Source organism: Peptoniphilus sp. BV3C26, assembly GCF_000478985.1.
Classification (GTDB): domain Bacteria; phylum Bacillota; class Clostridia; order Tissierellales; family Peptoniphilaceae; genus Peptoniphilus_B; species Peptoniphilus_B koenoeneniae.
Map to the genome: position 1 here is coordinate 1 of NZ_AWXB01000034.1, position 17,975 is coordinate 17,975.

At 32.7% G+C, this 17,975-nt stretch carries 14 protein-coding genes; 10 read left to right on the top strand and 4 right to left on the bottom strand.

The window, feature by feature from the left end; genetic code table 11:
* Nucleotides 1–743: 743 nt before the first annotated feature.
* From HMPREF1253_RS09615 to HMPREF1253_RS03045, 8 genes are all read left to right on the top strand, one after another.
* On the top strand, nucleotides 744–3,185 hold the full coding sequence (locus tag HMPREF1253_RS09615; protein ID WP_023055290.1) for an S-layer homology domain-containing protein: 2,442 nt from the start codon (nucleotides 744–746) through the stop codon (nucleotides 3,183–3,185).
* A 179-nt stretch (nucleotides 3,186–3,364) separates the two neighbouring features.
* The gene (locus HMPREF1253_RS03015; RefSeq protein WP_023055302.1) at nucleotides 3,365–3,916 is read left to right on the top strand and encodes a sigma-70 family RNA polymerase sigma factor; all 552 of its coding nucleotides are present in this window, start codon (nucleotides 3,365–3,367) and stop codon (nucleotides 3,914–3,916) included.
* 1,600 nt (nucleotides 3,917–5,516) lie between these two features.
* Entirely contained in the window at nucleotides 5,517–7,097 is a 1,581-nt protein-coding gene (locus tag HMPREF1253_RS03020; protein ID WP_023055298.1) for a mannitol dehydrogenase family protein, read from the top strand.
* Nucleotides 7,098–7,101: 4 nt separating this feature from the next.
* The gene (uxuA, locus tag HMPREF1253_RS03025; RefSeq protein ID WP_023055308.1) at nucleotides 7,102–8,172 is read left to right on the top strand and encodes a mannonate dehydratase; all 1,071 of its coding nucleotides are present in this window, start codon (nucleotides 7,102–7,104) and stop codon (nucleotides 8,170–8,172) included.
* A gap of 166 nt (nucleotides 8,173–8,338) precedes the next feature.
* Complete coding sequence (locus HMPREF1253_RS03030; RefSeq protein ID WP_023055288.1) at nucleotides 8,339–9,262, top strand: SGNH/GDSL hydrolase family protein; 924 nt, start codon at nucleotides 8,339–8,341, stop codon at nucleotides 9,260–9,262.
* A complete protein-coding gene (locus HMPREF1253_RS03035) occupies nucleotides 9,262–10,296 on the top strand; it encodes a C4-dicarboxylate TRAP transporter substrate-binding protein (RefSeq protein WP_023055284.1) in 1,035 nt (344 codons plus the stop codon). The genes HMPREF1253_RS03030 and HMPREF1253_RS03035 overlap by 1 nt, the downstream gene beginning before the upstream one ends.
* A 41-nt stretch (nucleotides 10,297–10,337) precedes the next feature.
* Nucleotides 10,338–10,811 carry a TRAP transporter small permease gene (locus HMPREF1253_RS03040; RefSeq protein ID WP_023055286.1) on the top strand — a complete coding sequence of 158 codons (474 nt, stop codon included), beginning with the start codon at nucleotides 10,338–10,340 and terminating at the stop codon, nucleotides 10,809–10,811.
* The gene (locus HMPREF1253_RS03045) at nucleotides 10,811–12,097 is read left to right on the top strand and encodes a TRAP transporter large permease (RefSeq protein ID WP_023055299.1); all 1,287 of its coding nucleotides are present in this window, start codon (nucleotides 10,811–10,813) and stop codon (nucleotides 12,095–12,097) included. Before HMPREF1253_RS03040 ends, HMPREF1253_RS03045 begins: the two co-directional genes overlap by 1 nt.
* A gap of 86 nt (nucleotides 12,098–12,183) precedes the next feature.
* Here HMPREF1253_RS03045 and HMPREF1253_RS03050 read toward each other — a convergent pair whose 3' ends face one another.
* From HMPREF1253_RS03050 to HMPREF1253_RS03065, 4 genes are all read right to left on the bottom strand, one after another.
* Nucleotides 12,184–12,546: a DUF1667 domain-containing protein gene (locus HMPREF1253_RS03050; RefSeq protein ID WP_023055303.1), complete on the bottom strand. Its 363-nt coding sequence runs from the start codon at nucleotides 12,544–12,546 to the stop codon at nucleotides 12,184–12,186.
* On the bottom strand, nucleotides 12,531–13,769 hold the full coding sequence (locus tag HMPREF1253_RS03055) for an NAD(P)/FAD-dependent oxidoreductase (protein ID WP_023055300.1): 1,239 nt from the start codon (nucleotides 13,767–13,769) through the stop codon (nucleotides 12,531–12,533). The genes HMPREF1253_RS03050 and HMPREF1253_RS03055 overlap by 16 nt, the downstream gene beginning before the upstream one ends.
* A complete protein-coding gene (locus HMPREF1253_RS03060; RefSeq protein ID WP_036739314.1) occupies nucleotides 13,770–15,233 on the bottom strand; it encodes an NAD(P)/FAD-dependent oxidoreductase in 1,464 nt (487 codons plus the stop codon).
* Between the two features lie 68 nt (nucleotides 15,234–15,301).
* A complete protein-coding gene (locus tag HMPREF1253_RS03065) occupies nucleotides 15,302–15,985 on the bottom strand; it encodes a FadR/GntR family transcriptional regulator (RefSeq protein ID WP_023055309.1) in 684 nt (227 codons plus the stop codon).
* A gap of 110 nt (nucleotides 15,986–16,095) precedes the next feature.
* Here HMPREF1253_RS03065 and HMPREF1253_RS03070 point away from each other — a divergent pair, with 110 nt between their 5' ends.
* Nucleotides 16,096–16,776 (top strand): GntR family transcriptional regulator, encoded by a 681-nt coding sequence (locus HMPREF1253_RS03070; protein ID WP_023055293.1) that lies wholly within the window; start codon nucleotides 16,096–16,098, stop codon nucleotides 16,774–16,776.
* Between the two features lie 123 nt (nucleotides 16,777–16,899).
* On the top strand, nucleotides 16,900–17,934 hold the full coding sequence (locus tag HMPREF1253_RS03075; RefSeq protein WP_023055301.1) for a TRAP transporter substrate-binding protein: 1,035 nt from the start codon (nucleotides 16,900–16,902) through the stop codon (nucleotides 17,932–17,934).
* Nucleotides 17,935–17,975 lie beyond the last annotated feature (41 nt).

The following is a 17,975-nucleotide window of genomic DNA, read 5'->3' on the forward strand; positions in this document are numbered from 1 at the left end:
TGGTAGGGTACCGGTTTACCGGTTCGTGTGTGTTAGGTGTGAAAACAAAATCAATATTTGTTTTAAATTTTTTCAATAAAGATTATTTTTGTATTTATGTTTTATCTATTTTTTATTTTAAATAATTCGGCTTCGCCGCCGGACCAATAAATTGGTCCCTACATTCGCTTGCAAATATTTAATCTTTTGAAACCTCTTCGCACAAAATTACCCCACGTTCCTTCGTGGATTCCATGTGTGGATAAAATTACCATAAATTTATGCGTGGGATTTTGTGGGTTGTAGGGACCGGTTTACCGGTCCGTGTGCCTTGGGTGAGAAAACAAAATCAATATTTGTTTTAAATTTTTTCAATAAACCATTTATTTATAAATTTTCATTTTCATTTTTTATTTTATTTCGTTCGCCATACGCCGTCGGACCAATAAATTGGTCCCTAGATGCTCATTTTTTTTCATTGCATATTTCATCCCCACCCCACCCAAAACACCGTAATGGCAAAGGTAAAAAACAGCAAAAGGCGAAAATATATCAGCAATATTACATAAAAGAGAAATATGTAATATAACTGTAATTTTACTTTTAAAAGGCATAGTGTATAATAATAGCAAGAGAGGAACAATGACAACTAAATATTAAAAATATTTTCTTGTCACCTCTAAGTGATGTAGAAAGAACATCACGCACAGAAGCTTAAAGCTTTTGTAGAGTCTACAAAAAACTTAAGGAGGTCGAAAGACAATATGAACAAAAAATTTCTTTCATTAGTACTATCACTAGTAATGGTACTAGGAACATTCACAAGTGTCTTCGCAGCCGACTCAAAAGTTGAAGCAAAGAAGGAAGAAGCAAAGAAAACTTCTCCATCAGCAAAAATTCAATGGATGGTCGACCAAAAGTTGGTTGAAGGAAGAAAAATCTTCAAACCAGGCGAAGAAAAGAACGATCTTGCATTAGACAAGAACATCACAAGAGCAGAAGTAACTAAGATGTTAGTTTATGCAAAGGGTCAAGAAAAATTAGCTGACCTTGTAAAAGCAACATCAGTACCTTACTCAGATGTAAAAGCAGATCACTGGGCAAACGGATTCGTTACAGTAGGAACTTTTAAATTAAAAGGACCTAAGGGTGTAGCAATGTTAGCAGGATATCCTGATGGAACATTCAAACCAGAAAAGAACGTATCTTATGCAGAACTTGCTAAAATGTTAGTAGCTCTTGTAAAAGAAGATCTAACACCACAAATGGTAGCAAACGCACAATGGCCAGGTAGCTGGTTAACTTGGGCAGCAGAACTTGGAATTCTTAACGGAATCGAATATGCAAACTCAAATGACCCTGCAACAAGAAACCTTGCTTTCCAAATGATTTACAATGCTATGTATATCTATGATACAAGACATGATGTAGATTACGGAACAAGAATTGGTGTAGTAAGCGGATACGAAGATGGTAAATTAATCATCAACCAAGGTGACAAACAATTCAAAATTGCACTTGATGGAAAAACAACTTACACTGACAACACAGGAAGAGTTGGATATGCTAACCTTAACATACTAAACAAACCTTTTGACAGATTATATGTTGGTTCTCTAGTAGAAGTTATCACTGACAAAAATGAAAAAGACGGCGTAGCTTCTCACATTATGGAACTTGGTAACCCTGCAGTTGGAGCAACTGACGGATTAAACAACAGATGGTATGGCGTAGCTGAAAAAACTGCACAAGGTGTTGCAAATGTAACAAAAGACGACATCACAGTTTATGCAAATACTTGGAACATTCTAAATGATAAAGATGGTAAAGGCGCAAAATTTAATGCTGACAGAATGCCATCTACAAAAGCTGAATTTACAGCTGATACAAGATTCTTTGTAGCTGATGAAGACAACGGCTGGTTAACAGAAGTTGACAAAACAAAAGCTCGTGACCTTGTAGAAGTTAAAGACGGAAGATTTGTTCCAAAAGTATATGTTGGATATGATGTAATTGGTAAAACAGGAAGACAATACAACAAAGCAAACATCGTTGTATTTAACGTTGTAACTGATGACCAATTAAATGAAAAAACTTTCAGAGTTGTTAGCCCAACAAACAGAGGATTTGAACTTACTGTTGAAAACACTAAGGGAGAACAAACTACTCTTGATATGAGAGCATTTGACAAATGGTTCCCAGGATTTAACAGACCACAAAACGCTGCTGGATATAATGACAGATTTGAAAAATTTGACGTTATATCTTCAAGAGTAAACGCTGACAACAAAGTTGGAAAATTCGGACAAGTAAGAATTGATTATTCTGAAGACCCAATTTTAAGAATTAAAGACGTTCACAAGACTTATGGCCAAGTAACAGCTATAGATCTTGAAGGTGCTGATAATAGAGTTATTAAAAACGTAACTATCGGACCAAGAGCTTACCAATTCTTAGAAGGACAACTTGAAGTTGGTAAATATGTTCAAATCGATAACAGAGATTACACTTACAACAAGAATGACATTTCTGTAAAAGTATTTAAACTTGTAACACCTGAATTCATTAAAAATGGTATTTCTGTAGTTAACTATGACGGTAGAGGATTAGCAAGAGTTGACGGAACAAACGTTAACGATGAAACTAAAGTAACTGCTTACTTTGTAGCACTTGAAAGTGTTTCAATCGAAAAACCAATGCTTACAGTTAAAAACGTAAGATATGACAATCCTGATAATGGTCTTGTAGCTAATGGTGCAGAATTCACATTTGCTATTTCTCAAGAATCAGCTAGAGCATTAGAAAACGTACAACCTGGTCAAAGAATTCACTTAACAATTGTTAAACCTGCTTATGAAGAAATTAAGACTGGTCAATATGCAAGAGTAGCACTTGATGCTAACGGCGATATTATTGTTGATGAATCCCCAGAACTTATGGCAGCTAAGGCTGAATTAGGAAAAGATTTAGCAGCTCTAAAAGCACTTAGCACTGCAGCAGGTTCTACAGACAAAGCAGAAATTGAAAGATTAGCTAAACAAGTAATCGCTGATAGAGATAACATCCTAAGAATGGTTAATGAAGACCCTAACTATGAATGGGCTAACAAATCTAAATTAGGTGGAGTTGCTGGTCATGTTAATGCTGTAATTACTGCGTTTAACAAAGCAAATCCAAGCAACACAATAACTTATGTAGCTAAATAATTTAGCTTAAAAAATAAAAAACCCGAGAAATCGGGTTTTTTTATTGCTCAAATTTAAAATCTCAGGCTCAAAATAATCCTAAAAAATTTTTAAAAAAATAAAAAAACATCTGTTCTTTTTATAAGAAGGGTGTTATAATAAATAAAAAGAACAAACGTTCAAGAATTTTAGGAGGAATTATGGATTATAAAAATCAAATTAATTTTAAGACAGATGAAGCTTTAAAGAAAAGAGAGGAGGAGATTTTAAAAAAGTATGAACCTCTTATTAAGGCCAGCATCAAAAAATATTGCCCTGTTATGAAGGAGTATGAGGACCTTTTTCAAGATGGTTGTCTTTTCATTTTAAATTCTTTAAAAAACTTTGATCCCCATCGCGGGACCACTTTTGGCGCCTACATAAAAAGCGGTTTGAGGATCTATTATTTGGACACTTTTCGTTATTTAAGAAAGTATTCCGATTCTTTGCCCTATTCTGATGAAATTTTGACTCCCACTTTGGAGGAGGAGGTTTTTCCTTTTTCCAAAGACCTTTCTGATGCTTTGGGGCTTCTTCCTTCAAAGGAGAGGCAGGTCATTCAAATGATCTATTACAGAGGCATGAAATTGGCTTCTGTTGCTTCGGAATTAAATGTTTCTACCCGTACCATCAATAGAATTAAAAAGAAGGCTCTTGAGTCTTTACGTGATTATATGGTTTCTGGAGGCAAGGACTCTTCCCCCGCCATATAATTTTTTTTGTTTGAATTTTTGAATTTTTGCCTTATTTGTTTTGCTTGCCCTTTTTGTTTTGCTCTTTCAATAGAGTTATTTTTTTGCCCTTTTTTATAAAACATTATGAGAGCATCTAGGGACCGGTTTGAAGACCTAACCCGATTTTTGAAAAAAATCGTGGTAGGTCTCATGCAACTATTTGCCCAAATCTTTGATTTGGTTGCAAATATCTGCTAAGGTCTGTGTGTGTTGGGTGTGAAAACAAATTCAATTTTTTTATAAAACATTATGAGAGTTCTAGGGACCGGTTTACCGGTCCGTGTGCGTTGGGAGAGATAAAAAATTCAATATTTTATAAATATATTTTTTACGCTCTACGTAAAGCATTTTGTTTTAAATTTTTTCAATTTACATTTTTTCTCCATTTTTTCTTTCTCATTTTTTACATTATTTCAATTTATTCGCCTTACGGCGATCGGACCAATAAATTGGTCCCTACATGGTTTTAATATTCAATTGATGTTGAATTTATATTTATGCTTTATCGTTTTTTATTTTATTTTATTTCATTCGGCTTACGCCGCCGGACCAATAAATTGGTCCCTACATTGGTTTTAATATTCAATTGATGTTGAATTTATATTTTTTCATTTTCATTTTTTATTTTATTTCAATTCATTCGGCTACGCCGCCGGACCAATAAATTGGTCCCTACATTCATTTGCAGAGATTTACTCATTATTTATCATAACCCTTACAAATCCTGTAGGGACCGGTTTACCGGTCCGTGTGCGTTGGGCGTGAAAACAAATTCAATATTTTATAAAACATTATGAGAGTTGTAGGGACCGGTTTACCGGTCCGTGTGTGTTGGGAGAGAGAACAAATTCAATATTTGTTTTAAATTTCAATAAAAATTATTTTTGTATTTATGTTTTATTGTTTTTTATTTTATTTCATTCGGCTTACGCCGCCGGACCAATAAATTGGTCCCTACATTCATTTGCAGAGATTTACTCATTATTTACCATAACCCTTGAAAATCCTCTAGGGACCGGTTTACCGGTCCGTGTGTGTTGAGTGAGAGAAAAAAATCAATATTTTATAAAATATTATGAGAGTTGTAGGGACCGGTTTACCGGTCCGTGTGTGTTGGGAGAGAAAACAAATTCAATATTTTATAAATATATTTTTTACGCTCTACGTAAAGCATTTTGTTTTAAATTTTTTCAATTTACATTTTTTCTCCATTTTTTCATTTTCATTTTTTATTTTATTTCAATTCATTCGGCTTACGCTGCCGGACCAATAAATTGGTCCCTACATGGTTTTAATATTCAATAAATTGGTCCCTACATGGTTTTAATATTTAATTGATGTTGAATTTATATTTATGCTTTATCGTTTTTTATTTTATTTTATTTCGTTCGGCTACGCCGCCGGACCAATAAATTGGTCCCTACATTGGTCTTAATATTTAATTGATGTTGAATTTATATTTATGTTTGCCTAATAAATATTTTATGGCTATACTGTTATTAGCATCTTTGTAATTTAAAACCAATTTAAGCTCCAAAGAGTTAATGAATAGGTGCAATATTTTTTAAGGGGTGTTAGTTTGAAGCTTAGTTTAGATAATTTTAATAAATTAAAAGATTGTGTTGACCAATTTCCAAGTTACGATGTTGGAAAATTGAGAGAAGATTCTTTAAGGGATCCCCATTGGCTTGCTTTTGGTGCGGGAAATATTTTTCGTGGATATATTGCCAGGGTCAATCAGGATTTAATTAACAAGGGTCTTTCTAATAGGGGCATAAGTGTTGTTGAGAGTTTTGATTCTGAAATTATCGACCACATTTACAAGCCTTTTGATAATTTGACTCTTTCTCTTACTTTAAATAAGGATGGCAAGTTTTCTACAGATTTAATTGCAAATCTTGTGGAGGGTTTGGTTCTTTCTAGGGATGAGGAAAGAATTGAAGAGATAGTTAAGAATAAAGATTTACAGATTATGTCTTTTACCATTACTGAAAAGGGATACAACATTCATACTCCTCAAGGTCTTGTTACTGATCTTGCTAGGGAGGATGGTCTTGGCAATCCTGAGGATTCAAAACATTTAATGGCTAGGGCTGCTTATTATTTGTATTTAAGATTTAAGGCGGGCAAATTGCCTATTACTATGTTAAGTCTTGACAATTGTTCACATAATGGTCAAAAGCTTAAGGATTCTATTATGTATTTTGTAAGGGCTTGGAATGAAAATAATAAGGTTGAGGATGATTTTGTAGATTTTGTTGATAGTGATGAGTTTGTAAGTTTTCCATGGACTATGATTGATAAGATCACTCCAAGGCCTGCTGATGAGATTAGGGATTATTTAATTGGCAAGGGCTTTGAGAATATGGATGCTATTGTAACGGACAAGAAAACTTATATTGCTCCTTTTGTTAATTCTGAAGAGGCTGAGTATCTTGTTATTGAGGATGATTTTAAAAATGGTCGTGATCATCTTGATAAGGCTGGGGTTTATTTAACTAATAGGGATACTGTTAACAAGGTTGAGACTATGAAGGTTACTACTTGTCTTAATCCTCTTCACACTTGTCTTGCAGTTTATGGTTGCATTTTAGGTTATGATTCTATTGCTGCTGAGATGAAGGACCAAGATTTAGTTTCTCTAATTAAGAAAATCGGTTATGATGAGGCTCTTCCTGTTGTTGTGGATCCCAAGATTTTAAGTCCCAAGGCTTTTATTGATGAGGTTATTGATGTGCGTCTACCTAATAGGTTCATTCCTGATACTCCTCAAAGAATTGCGACTGATACTTCTCAAAAGATTCCTATTAGATTTGGTCAAACTATAAAGAAATATGTTGAGGCTGGAAAAGTTAATGAGCTTAAGTTTATACCTTTGGCTATTGCTGGATGGCTTAGATATCTTTTTGGTCTTGATGATAATTTACAAAAGTTTGATTTAAGTGCTGATCCTTTGCTTTCTGATTTGAAAAAGATTTATGAAAACATGGAGATTGGAAATATTGATGAGGCTGCTATAAGAAAGCTGCTTAAAAATGAAACTATTTTCGGTCTTGATCTTGAAAAGGCTGGGTTAGCAGATTTGATTGTTGAGTATCTGAAGGAATTAAGCATGGGCAAGGGTGCTGTAAGAAGCACGTTAAAAAAATATTTAAGGTGATATTATGAAAATGACTTTTAGATGGTATGGAGATTCTGATCCGATACCTTTGAAATATATAAAACAAATTCCAAATTGCAGTGGAATAATGGCTATGATGGACGATTTTGAGGCTGGACAAGTTTGGGACAAGGAAATTTTTGGCAAGTTTGTAAAGAGAGTTAATGATGCTGGTCTTGAGGTTGAGGTAATAGAAAGTATAAATGTTCATGAAGACATTAAAATGGGTCTTCCTACAAGGGATAAGTATATTGAAAATTACAAGGAATCTATCAAGAATGTTGCTGAGTGTGGAGTAAAGGTTGTAGTTTACAATTTTATGCCTGTTTTTGACTGGCTTAAGACTGATTTGGCAAAGGTCTTGGCTGATGGCTCTAACACTCTTTATTACAATGATAAAGATTTAAAGGGTCTTACTCCTCAAGCTTTAGTTGAAAGTACTATAAAAAATTCTGGTGGTTTTTCTCTTCCTGGTTGGGAACCTGAAAGATTAAAGGAATTAGAAAGAGTCCTTGAAATTTATAAGGATATTGATGAAGAAAAACTTCTTGCAAATTATAAATATTTCCTTGAAGGAATAATTCCTACTTGTGAAAAATATGGGGTAAGGATGGCAGTTCATCCTGATGATCCTGCATGGCCAGTTTTTGGAATTCCGAGAATTTCTCATAGTCTTGAACAATTTGATAGGATTCTTTCTTTAGTTGATTCTCCTGCAAATTCTCTTTGCCTATGCACTGGTTCTTTGGGAACTGATTCTAATTATAAAGTTGCCGATGCTATAAGACATTTTGGTGAAAGGGGCAGAATAGCTTGTGCTCATGTTAGAAATATAAAGCACATAGGAAACAAGGAATTTTATGAGTCAGCCCACTATAGTGACTGCGGTAGCCTTGATATGTTTGAAATAATGAAAGCTTTATATGATACAAGTCCTGATGTTTATATAAGACCAGACCACGGAAGAATGATTTGGGACGAAAAGGGTAGAGCTGGATACGGACTTTATGACAGAGCTTTGGGCTTAACATATTTAAACGGTCTTTGGGAAGCTATAGACAAAATGAGTAAATAATTATTTAAAGGGTATGCTGCGTAATTGCAGCATATTTTTTTTCTCTAATTGAAAAAAATTTATCAATGCTTTAGCAGGCTCGATTGATTTAATTAAGGATATGGGTTATAATAGTTTCATAAATGATGATAACGTTTCGAAATGTGGAACAACTTATGGGAGGCATATGGAAGATTTATTTTCAGGCACAAAAGAAGAAATAAAGTTTTGCGACGGTTATTATAAGACTCGTTTTTCAGAGGAACAATATAAATATTTAAGTGAGAACAATGATTTTAGAATTAGAAGTCTTTGCAGTCCTAATATTGCAATAAATTTAATTCCAAGGTCTGAGCTTAGATTGATGTTTTCTGTTGAAGAATTTGCAAGAGATCCTGTAAATGTTGATATTTATATGGATAAGATTTTTCTTAAGCACATAGAGTATGGAAATAGAAAAAAACAAATTGAAGTTTTAATAGAAAAAGAATTTGTGGGTAAACCAGTAAAGATATTTTTATCAAATACTTCAACTTGGAGAATTAAAGAAGTAAAGGGTTTATATGATACTCTTGAAAATACTTATAAGGCTAGTATTTTAGCCTTTGGAGATTCTATTACTCAAGGCATGGAAACTGATTATCCATCTTTTACATTTATGAATTTATTTCATAGGGAAGGGTTTGACATAAAAAATCAAAGTGTTGGAGGCATGATTTTTGATCATAAGCTTCCTCAACTTTGTAATGTGTCTTGCGAAAATATTTTTATAGGTCTTGGGACAAATGACATTCTTTCTGATAAGAATATTGATGAGGTAAAAGGTGAAATTGATCTTTATTTTAAACTTATCAATGAAAAATTTTTTGACAAAAATGTTGTGGTTTTAAGTCCTATTCCAATATTAAAACCTTCTTTAGAAAAAAGATTCACTGAAATCGAAACTAGTATCATCAAAGTTTTAAAAAATTACCCTAAGTTTAAATTAGTAAAAGGAAGGGACATTTTTCCGGCAGATAGTAAATTTTATTATGACGGTGATATTCATCCTAATGAATTGGGAAATTTTTTAATTTATTATTCATTAAAAGATTTATGGAGGAAGAATTAATGAGAAGATTAAAACTAGTGTTATTAAGCGTTTTAGTTTTAGGACTTTTAGTAGGTTGCGGAAAATCTGAAAAGAAAGAAGCTCCTGCTGAAGGAAACAACAAGAAGCAAACGGAAGCAAAGGGTGAAAGAAGTACAGAAAAAATTAAAGTACAAATAGCAAACACTCAAGGTGAAAAAGATACTCAATCAATTGGTATGATGGAAGTAAAGAAAGAACTTGAAGCAACAGGAATGTTCGAAGTTCAATTATTCTTCTCTTCTGCCCTTGGCGGAACTGATGACGTATTAGAACAAGGTCTTCAAGGTGTGCCTGTTGTAGCTATGAGTGACCCTGGTAGACTTGCATCTTATGTAAAAGATTTTGGTATTATCCAAATGCCATACATTCTTGAAAATGTTGACGATCTTGATAAATTAGTTGAAACTGACTTATACAAAGGATGGGAAAAACAATTTGAAGAAAAAGGCGTAAAGGTTATTACAGCTAACTGGTTTAACGGACCAAGAAACTTTGTTTGCAACAATGAAGTAAATACACCTGCAGATTTAGCTGGTAAAAAAATCAGAACAATTGGTAGCGACATTTTTGTTGAATCAATAAATGCTATGGGTGCTATTGCAACTCCTATGGAATGGTCTGAAGTTTATCCTTCAATTCAACAAGGAGCCCTTGATGGAGCAGAAGTACAAACACCATCTGCATATCCGACAAGACTTTATGAAATTTGTAAATATGTAAACAAGACTGAACATTTTAACTTAGTAACTGTTCCTGTTATGGGTGCTAAAGTATTTAACAGCTGGCCAAAAGAAGCTCAAGAAAAATTTGTTGAAGTATTCAAAAAAGTTGGTACTGAAAACAGAAAGATTGTAGACAGTACTATTAAGGAATATGAAGAAGAAATGGCTAAAAAGGGTATGGTAATTCGTGAAATTGACAAAACACCTTTTAAACAAGCTGTAGAACCTGTATATGAAAAACTTGGATACTCTCAATTAAGAGAAGAATTTAAGAAAGCTATAGGTGAATAAAACTGGGGCTATATGCCCCTTTTAATTTTATGAGGGATAGCATGAAGAAAATTTATGATTTGTTGTGTAAACTTGAAACCATAATTTGCGGTATATTTTTAATATTAGTTGTTGTGCTGGTTTTTTTATCAGCTCTTACAAGAAAATTTAATATACCTATGCAAAAAAGTTTGGATGTTGCACAACTTTTATTTGCTTGGTTAGCCTTTATAGGTGCTGACATTGCTCTAAGGCAGGAAAAGTTGGTAGGGGTTGATATCTTCACAAGTAAAATGTCAAAAAAGGCAAATGGAATTTGTAGAATTATAAGTCATCTGCTTATGATAGCTTTATTAGTAGTATTTGTTATTAAGGGATTTGATTTAACTATGAATTCTTGGGACAGAAGTTTTCAATCTTTAAAGTTAAGCTATGCATGTGTAACAATGAGTTTACCTGTAGGTTCTTTGCTTATGATTCTTTCTACTTTAACTTTAATTGCAAAAGACATAAGAATGATTAGAGGTGAAAACTAATGACAATTTTGATTATTTTATTTATAGGACTTTTAATTATTAATATGCCTATTGCTTTTGTTATAGGTATTTCAGGCATTAGTTATTTTGTTACATCAAATGCAATACCTCTTTCCGTTGCAGTACAAAGGGTAGTTTCTCAAACTCAATCCTTTGCCTTTCTTGCAGTGCCATTTTTTGTATTTGCAGGAAATCTTATGAATGAAACTGGAATAACTGACAGGCTTTTAAGATTATCAAGACTTTTAACAAGAACTTTAGCAGGTGGGGTTGCCCAAGTAAGTGTAATTTTAAGTACTCTTATGGGTGGTGTTTCCGGTTCTGCTGTAGCTGATGCTGCTATGGAAGCGAGAATACTTGGACCTGAAATGGATGCTAAGGGATATCCAAAGGGATATTCAGCTGCTGTAATCTGTCTTACATCACTGATAACTGCCACAATTCCACCTTCTCTTGGACTTATTTTATATGGATTTGTAGGTGAAGTTTCCATAGGAAGACTTTTTGCTGCAGGTATAGTGCCAGGTATATTGATGATGACATTTTTAATGGTAACTGTAAGTATAACTTCAAAAAAGCATGGCTATGATTTACCTGAACCAAATATAGAAAAAGCATCTGCTAAAGAAATTTTAGAAGATTTAAAAACTTCTATTTGGGCTCTTATTTTCCCTATTATTCTTATAGTAGGTATAAGATTTGGAATTTTCACTCCATCAGAAGCAGGAGCTTTCGCTGTTGTATATGCTCTTATAATCGGTGTATTTGTTTATAAAGAGCTTACTTGGGAAAAATTTAAAATGTCCGTAGTAAATACTGTAATAGATAATGGTGCAATTATTCTGATTATTTCTTTCTCAGGAATTTTCAGCTATGTACTAACTTATGTTAATGCGCCTACAGTTCTATCAGGATTTTTAGTAGGTATTTCAAGTAATGGTAAAGTATTGACCTTGATAATGTTACTTTTCCTATTCTTTACAGGAATGATAGTTGACTCCAATGTAAATATACTTTTATTAACTCCGATATTTTTACCGGTAGTACAAAGCTTAGGAATAGATCCTGTTCACTTTGGAGTTTGTATGATGACAATAGTAACAATGGGATGTATGACTCCTCCTGTTGGAACAGCATGCTATATTGTTTGCGGTATAATGGGAATTTCCATAAGTGATTATGTAAAGCATTCAATACCATTTTTCGTTGCTGTCATACTTTTGGACATTGTCCTTGTACTTTTCCCACAACTGGTATTATTTGTTCCGAATTTAATATTTAATTAAAAATAAATTTATAAGATTAATATTATTAATTTAAATAAAAAGAATCCGTTAATAAGTTTTATATATAAACTTACTAACGGATTTTTTTAGCTAATTTTATTTATGGTCTTTGTTGCTTTTATATTACATAGGCCCAGGGCGTTTTCATATATTATGTCGTTTATTTTAACTGGGGCTTCTATTCTTAGTGACTTTATAAGTTTCATAAGTTCAAAAATTTTATCTTTAGGGATTTCTCTGTCCGTTCTTACGCTAACAAGGGGCAGGTCTCCATTTAAGACTCTAACTGATGTGCAGATTGTTCTCACAGGATGGAAGACTTCGTTTTTTACAAAACCATCTCCCTTTGGACAAAGACCGTGTTCTATTATTTCTAGATCATTTTCATTTTTTTTGTAGGTAATTTGGCAGCCGTTTGGGCATAATATACAGATTAATTTTTCGGGCATAGGAAAACCTCCAAATCAACAGATTCTTTAATTACATTTTCAGGAATTTTTATTTGTATCATTTCAGCAGGTATGGCTTTTCTTGCTGATATTTTTTTTATTTCATTTTCTCCTTGTTTAACTATAATTTTTACATTTTCCATGGGCCTTCTAACTCTGAAAGAAATTGTCGCTTCTTCATTTGCCACAAGGCTTTGGGGAAGGATATAGGATATGTTTGAATCAGTTTTAATATTTAAAAGTTCTGTATTTTCTTTTTCATTTTCTTCTAAATATTTACAAATACTTGTTGCTGCTCTTTCTGCTTCATCTGATACTTTATCTACTAAATCGTGAACTTGCAAAACATTTCCTGCTGCAAAGATACCTTTTACATTTGTTTCGTAATTGGATTTTATTTGAGGCCCGTTGGTTTTTGAATCTATAAGGACTCCTGCCATTTTTGAAAGTTCATTTTCTGGTATAAGACCTACTGATAAAACAAGGGTATCGCAGGAATAAAATTTTTCGCTATTTGGAATTATATTTCCATTTTCATCAAGGTCTTCCAGGCTTATTCCTTCAATTCGGTTTTTTCCGTGAATTTGTGAAATTGATTTGTTAAGTAAAAGGGGAATGTTATAGTCCCTTAAACATTGCAAAACATTTCTTGGAAGGCCTGCTGGGTAAGAGTTTATTTCCACTACCATTTTTACATGGGCTCCTTCTAAAGTAAGTCTTCTTGCCATTATAAGACCTATATCTCCTGAGCCTAAGATGATTATTTCTTTACCAACTTGAATATTATGAAGGTTTACATAGTTTTGTGCAACTCCTGCTGTTAAAACTCCTGCTGGTCTTTCTCCTGGTATTGTAAGCATTCCAGCTGTTCTTTCTCTACAACCCATGGCAAGTAGAATACTTTTTGCTTGTAATTTTTCTATGCCTTTTTTTGAAGCTATAGTTACTTCTTTATTTTCGTTAATTTCAAGAACCATGGTATTGAGGAGATATTTAATATTAAGTTTTTCTACTTGGTCTATATATAGGGAGGCATATTCAGGTCCTGTTAGGGATTGTTTAAATTTGCTTAAACCAAAGCCGTCATGAATACATTGGTTAAGGATTCCACCTAAGTGGTTTTCTCTTTCGATTATTAATATATTATCTACATTTCTTTTTTTTAGTTCAACTGCAGCGGCAAGTCCTGCAGGGCCGCCACCGATTATTATTGCATCAATCATTTATATCTCCCTTACATTAGATGGAAACATATTTGTATTTTCGTTGCCATAAAGGATATCTTCATCTTTTAAATTTTTCTCTTCTTTTATCATTTCTTCAATTCTCATTTGACAGTAGCCTCCTTGGCATAGACCTGTCATAGCTCTTGTTCTATATTTAATAGATTTGAAACTGCATCTGCCTAAGGGATTGTTAATGGCATTTAAGATTTCTGCCTTTGAAACGTGCTCGCATCTGCAAATAATTTCTCCAAAATCTGGATTATTTTTGATGGCTTCTTTTTTTTCTTCAAAGGTCATGTGAGAAAATTTTTTCCTTTCAGGCATTTTGCTTATGAAATTTTCTTTTTCTTCCAATTTTATTCTATCTTTTATTAATTTAAGAACATATTGGGCTATGGGAACTGCAGCTGTTAGGCCGGGAGATTCGATTCCGATTAAGTTTACGAAATTTTTAACTTCATCTTTAATTTCAATTTTGAAGTCTTGAATAATATTATTTTCGTCAACCCATTTAGGCAGTATTCCCGCATAGGTTCTGATGAAATCTTTTCTATAAACCCTATTCCACAAATCGTTGGCACTTTTAGCAAGGCCTTCCACTCCAATTTTTGAAACTGTATAGTCTGTAAAATCAGAAACATTTTCTGCGTTGGGGCCTACTAAAACATTACCGTCAACTGTATTTGTAACATGGATTCCCATATAAGTATTGCTTGGTACTGGATAAACAGGCATGGGCAGATCCTTGCCACATTCTTTGTTAAGAATTATATATTCTCCCTTTGATCCTATTACCTTATAGGAATCTATGCCCATCATTTTTGAAATCTTTCCGCAGTTAAGACCTGCAGAATTTATTATCCATTTACTTCTAAAAGAGTTTTTGGGACTTTTAATTTTATAAAACTCTTCTTCCTTTTCAATGCCTATTACTTCTTGATTAAAGGCAAAAGACACTCCGTTTAAATGGGCATTTTCTGCTAAGGCAATGTTAAATAAAAAGGGATCTGTTATTCCGCTGTTGTGAGAAAAAACTGCGTAATTTCCAATGGTATAGGGCACTATATTTGCAATTTTTTCTTGTCCGCAAATTAGCTCCATGTTTTTTACTCCATTGGCTTCTCCTTGTTTTAAAACTCTTTTTAAAGTTTCTAAGTCTTCTTGGCTTTTTCCCACAAGTAATTTTCCACATCTTTTAAAGGGAAAACTTAAATCTTTTGACAATTGGTCAAACATAAGATTTCCTTTTAAGCAAAAGATATTTTTTAAACTGCCTGTATCGTAGGAAAAACCTGCGTGAACAACTCCAGAGTTTCTACCGCTTGTTTCAAAACAAAGGTCGTTGTTTTTTTCAATAACAAGGACTTTACAATTGTATTTTGAAAGTTCTCTTGCTATGGCACTTCCTAGGACTCCGCCGCCAATTATGGCAAAATCATAAATTATATTTTTTTTATTCATAATCATCCTACCACTTTACATATTTTATTGAATTTTACCATAAAAAAATAGACATTACAATGTTTTTGTCAAAATTCATCCGACCTTTCTTTGGAAAATCTTTCTTTATTAAAAAGTATGTGATAAGTCATAATTTCTTTTGCGTCATTGGATTTTTTATCTTTTATGGCATTAAATAATTTTTCATGAGAAACTAAAGTGTTTTCGTATTCTGTGGTTAAAGCTTCCTGAGAAAAAACTTTAATAGTTTCATTTAAAATAGGTATAAGTTTTGCAATAATAATATTTTGGGTCATTTTTGCAATTAGTCCGTGAAATTCTTGGTCATATTCCAAAAAATCATTTTTCTTTTTTATTTGTTTTTCCATTTTTGCCAAAATTTCTTCCAATTCTTCTACTTGGGCAGGACTTGCATTTTGAGCAGCCAAAGAAGCTATTTCCGGTTCTAAAATGTATCTTAAATCTAAGATGTCCTTTACTAATTTTTTTCTGTCTTTTATAAATAATAGGCCTAAAGGATCTTCGCTTATGCCTGTTTGTTCTGCTACATAAGTTCCTGATCCTTGCTTTATATAAATTATATTTCTGCTGCTTAAAATTTTTAAAGCTTCTCTTAAAGAATTTCTGCTCACTTTAAAAAGTTCCATCAATTCTTTTTCGTTAGGCAATTTATCATCAACCTTTAAGTTTGAATCCTTAATCATTTTAATTATTTTTTGGGAAATGAGTTCCGGTATAGATTTATCTTCCATAAATTTCCTCCTTTTTTTACATTATATTATAGGTAAAAAATAAAAGAAATGTTTGAAAAGGTTGGCTTTAAGTAATATACTAATATATATCACACGAAGGAGCTGATTTTTTGGAAATATATGAAAGAAATTCCAATGAAAGTGCAAGGGATTACGCCTACAATATAATTAAAGAAAATATTGTTAATCTCACTCTTAAACCAGGGGAGACCATAAGCGACATTAAAATTTCGGAATTGTTGGGAATAAGCAGAACTCCCATAAGAGAAGCTATAAATAAACTTAAAGATGAATCAAATATTATAGATGTTTATCCTCAAAGAGGAATGAGAGTTTCTTTAATTGACACTAAAATAGTTAATGAAACAAAATTTTTAAGACTTGCCCTGGAAAAAGAAATCATTAAAGTCGTATGCAAAGTTGCAAAGGAAGATGATATATTAAAACTCAAACAAATTTATTCCATGCAAGTTTTTTGCTATGAAAATGAAATTTTTAAGGATGCTTCAAAATTAGACAGCAATTTACACGGGCTTTTATATAAAATTGCGGATATGGAAAAACTTCATAAAATGATAAAACCTGCCTTTATACATTATGACCGGGTAAGAAATTTGGAGATGTCAAAAGAGCATTTAAAAAATACTATTGAAGACCATAGAAGATTAATTGAGGCAATAGAAAATAAAAACATTGATGAGGCAGTGGAGATTATGGATAGCCACTTAGGAAGATGGGAAGTAAATGAAAAAAAATTAAGGGCAAAATATCCGGAATATTTTATGGAATAAATTTCATAATAATTCAGACAAATGTTTTCTTTATCAGTTGACTTTGTAAGGGAATGGTGTTAATATAAAAGCACGTAATATATTAGTATATTATGTAATTTTTTACATATCGGGAGGTATTTTATGAATTTTAAAAATTTTAAGAGAATTGCTTCATTAGGACTTGCCTTAGCACTTGTTGCTATACCAACAGGATGCGGAAACAAGAACAAACAAGATCAAGGAGCAGGAAAAGACGCAGGAGAAAAGCAAATAGTTTGGAAACTTAGTGACATTGTTACTGAAGATCACAACTGGAACTTAGGTGCAAAGGATTTCGCAAAAAGAGTTGAAGAAAAAACAGGCGGAAAGTTAAAAATTGATATCTATCCAAACTCAGAATTAGGATCTGAAATGGAAGCTTTAAATGGAATTCTTTCAGGAACTGTTGATATGACAATTTCAGCTGAATCCATGTCAAACTGGGCACCTTTAGCAGACCTTATGGCTGCACCTTATGCTTATAAAAATGAAGAACACATACAAAAAGTTTTATCAAGCGATGTTGGAGATAAGATTAAAAATCAAATCGAAGACAGTGGTTTCAAACCTTTAATGTATCAATTAAGAACACCAAGAAACTTAACTTCAAACAAACCTATCTCAACTCCTGAAGAAGCAAGAGGATTAAAACTTAGATTATCAAATACTCCCCTTGCTATTAAATGCTGGGAAGCAGTTGGAGCAAATGTAAACGTAATGGCTCTTAATGAAGTATTTACAGCATTAAACCAAGGCGTTATAGATTCACAAGAAAATCCTTACGACATGATTTACAATTCAAGTTTCTATGAAGTTCAAAAATACGCAAATGAAACTGAACACGTAGTAGGATATCTTTTCTTCATCGTTGGAGAAAAACAATTTAATGCACTTCCAGAAGAAATGCAAAAACAAGTTTTAGAAGCTGCAAGCGAATCACAAGAATATATTAATAAACTTTATTTCGATACAAAAGATGATTTCAAACAAAAACTTATCGAAAAAGGCATGACTATTAATGAAAATGTAGATAAGGATGCCTTTAGAAAAGCTATGGAACCTGCAATTAAAGAATACTTTGATGCAGACTCATACAAGATATATGAAGAAGTAGTTGAATTAGGAAAAGATTTATAGGAGGAAAACGGCTAAGCCGTTTTCTTACTTTATAAGGAGGT

Bases quoted from the DNA above. Each gene is read 5' to 3' on its own strand.
- HMPREF1253_RS09615 (WP_023055290.1), top strand. From the start codon at position 744: ATGAACAAAAAATTTCTTTCATTAGTACTATCACTAGTAATGGTACTA.
- HMPREF1253_RS03065 (WP_023055309.1), bottom strand. From the start codon at position 15,985: ATGGAAGATAAATCTATACCGGAACTCATTTCCCAAAAAATAATTAAA.
- HMPREF1253_RS03055 (WP_023055300.1), bottom strand. From the start codon at position 13,769: ATGATTGATGCAATAATAATCGGTGGCGGCCCTGCAGGACTTGCCGCT.
- uxuA (WP_023055308.1), top strand. From the start codon at position 7,102: ATGAAAATGACTTTTAGATGGTATGGAGATTCTGATCCGATACCTTTG.
- HMPREF1253_RS03060 (WP_036739314.1), bottom strand. From the start codon at position 15,233: ATGAATAAAAAAAATATAATTTATGATTTTGCCATAATTGGCGGCGGA.
- HMPREF1253_RS03035 (WP_023055284.1), top strand. From the start codon at position 9,262: ATGAGAAGATTAAAACTAGTGTTATTAAGCGTTTTAGTTTTAGGACTT.
- HMPREF1253_RS03050 (WP_023055303.1), bottom strand. From the start codon at position 12,546: ATGCCCGAAAAATTAATCTGTATATTATGCCCAAACGGCTGCCAAATT.
- HMPREF1253_RS03015 (WP_023055302.1), top strand. From the start codon at position 3,365: ATGGATTATAAAAATCAAATTAATTTTAAGACAGATGAAGCTTTAAAG.
- HMPREF1253_RS03075 (WP_023055301.1), top strand. From the start codon at position 16,900: ATGAATTTTAAAAATTTTAAGAGAATTGCTTCATTAGGACTTGCCTTA.
- HMPREF1253_RS03040 (WP_023055286.1), top strand. From the start codon at position 10,338: ATGAAGAAAATTTATGATTTGTTGTGTAAACTTGAAACCATAATTTGC.
- HMPREF1253_RS03030 (WP_023055288.1), top strand. From the start codon at position 8,339: ATGGAAGATTTATTTTCAGGCACAAAAGAAGAAATAAAGTTTTGCGAC.
- HMPREF1253_RS03045 (WP_023055299.1), top strand. From the start codon at position 10,811: ATGACAATTTTGATTATTTTATTTATAGGACTTTTAATTATTAATATG.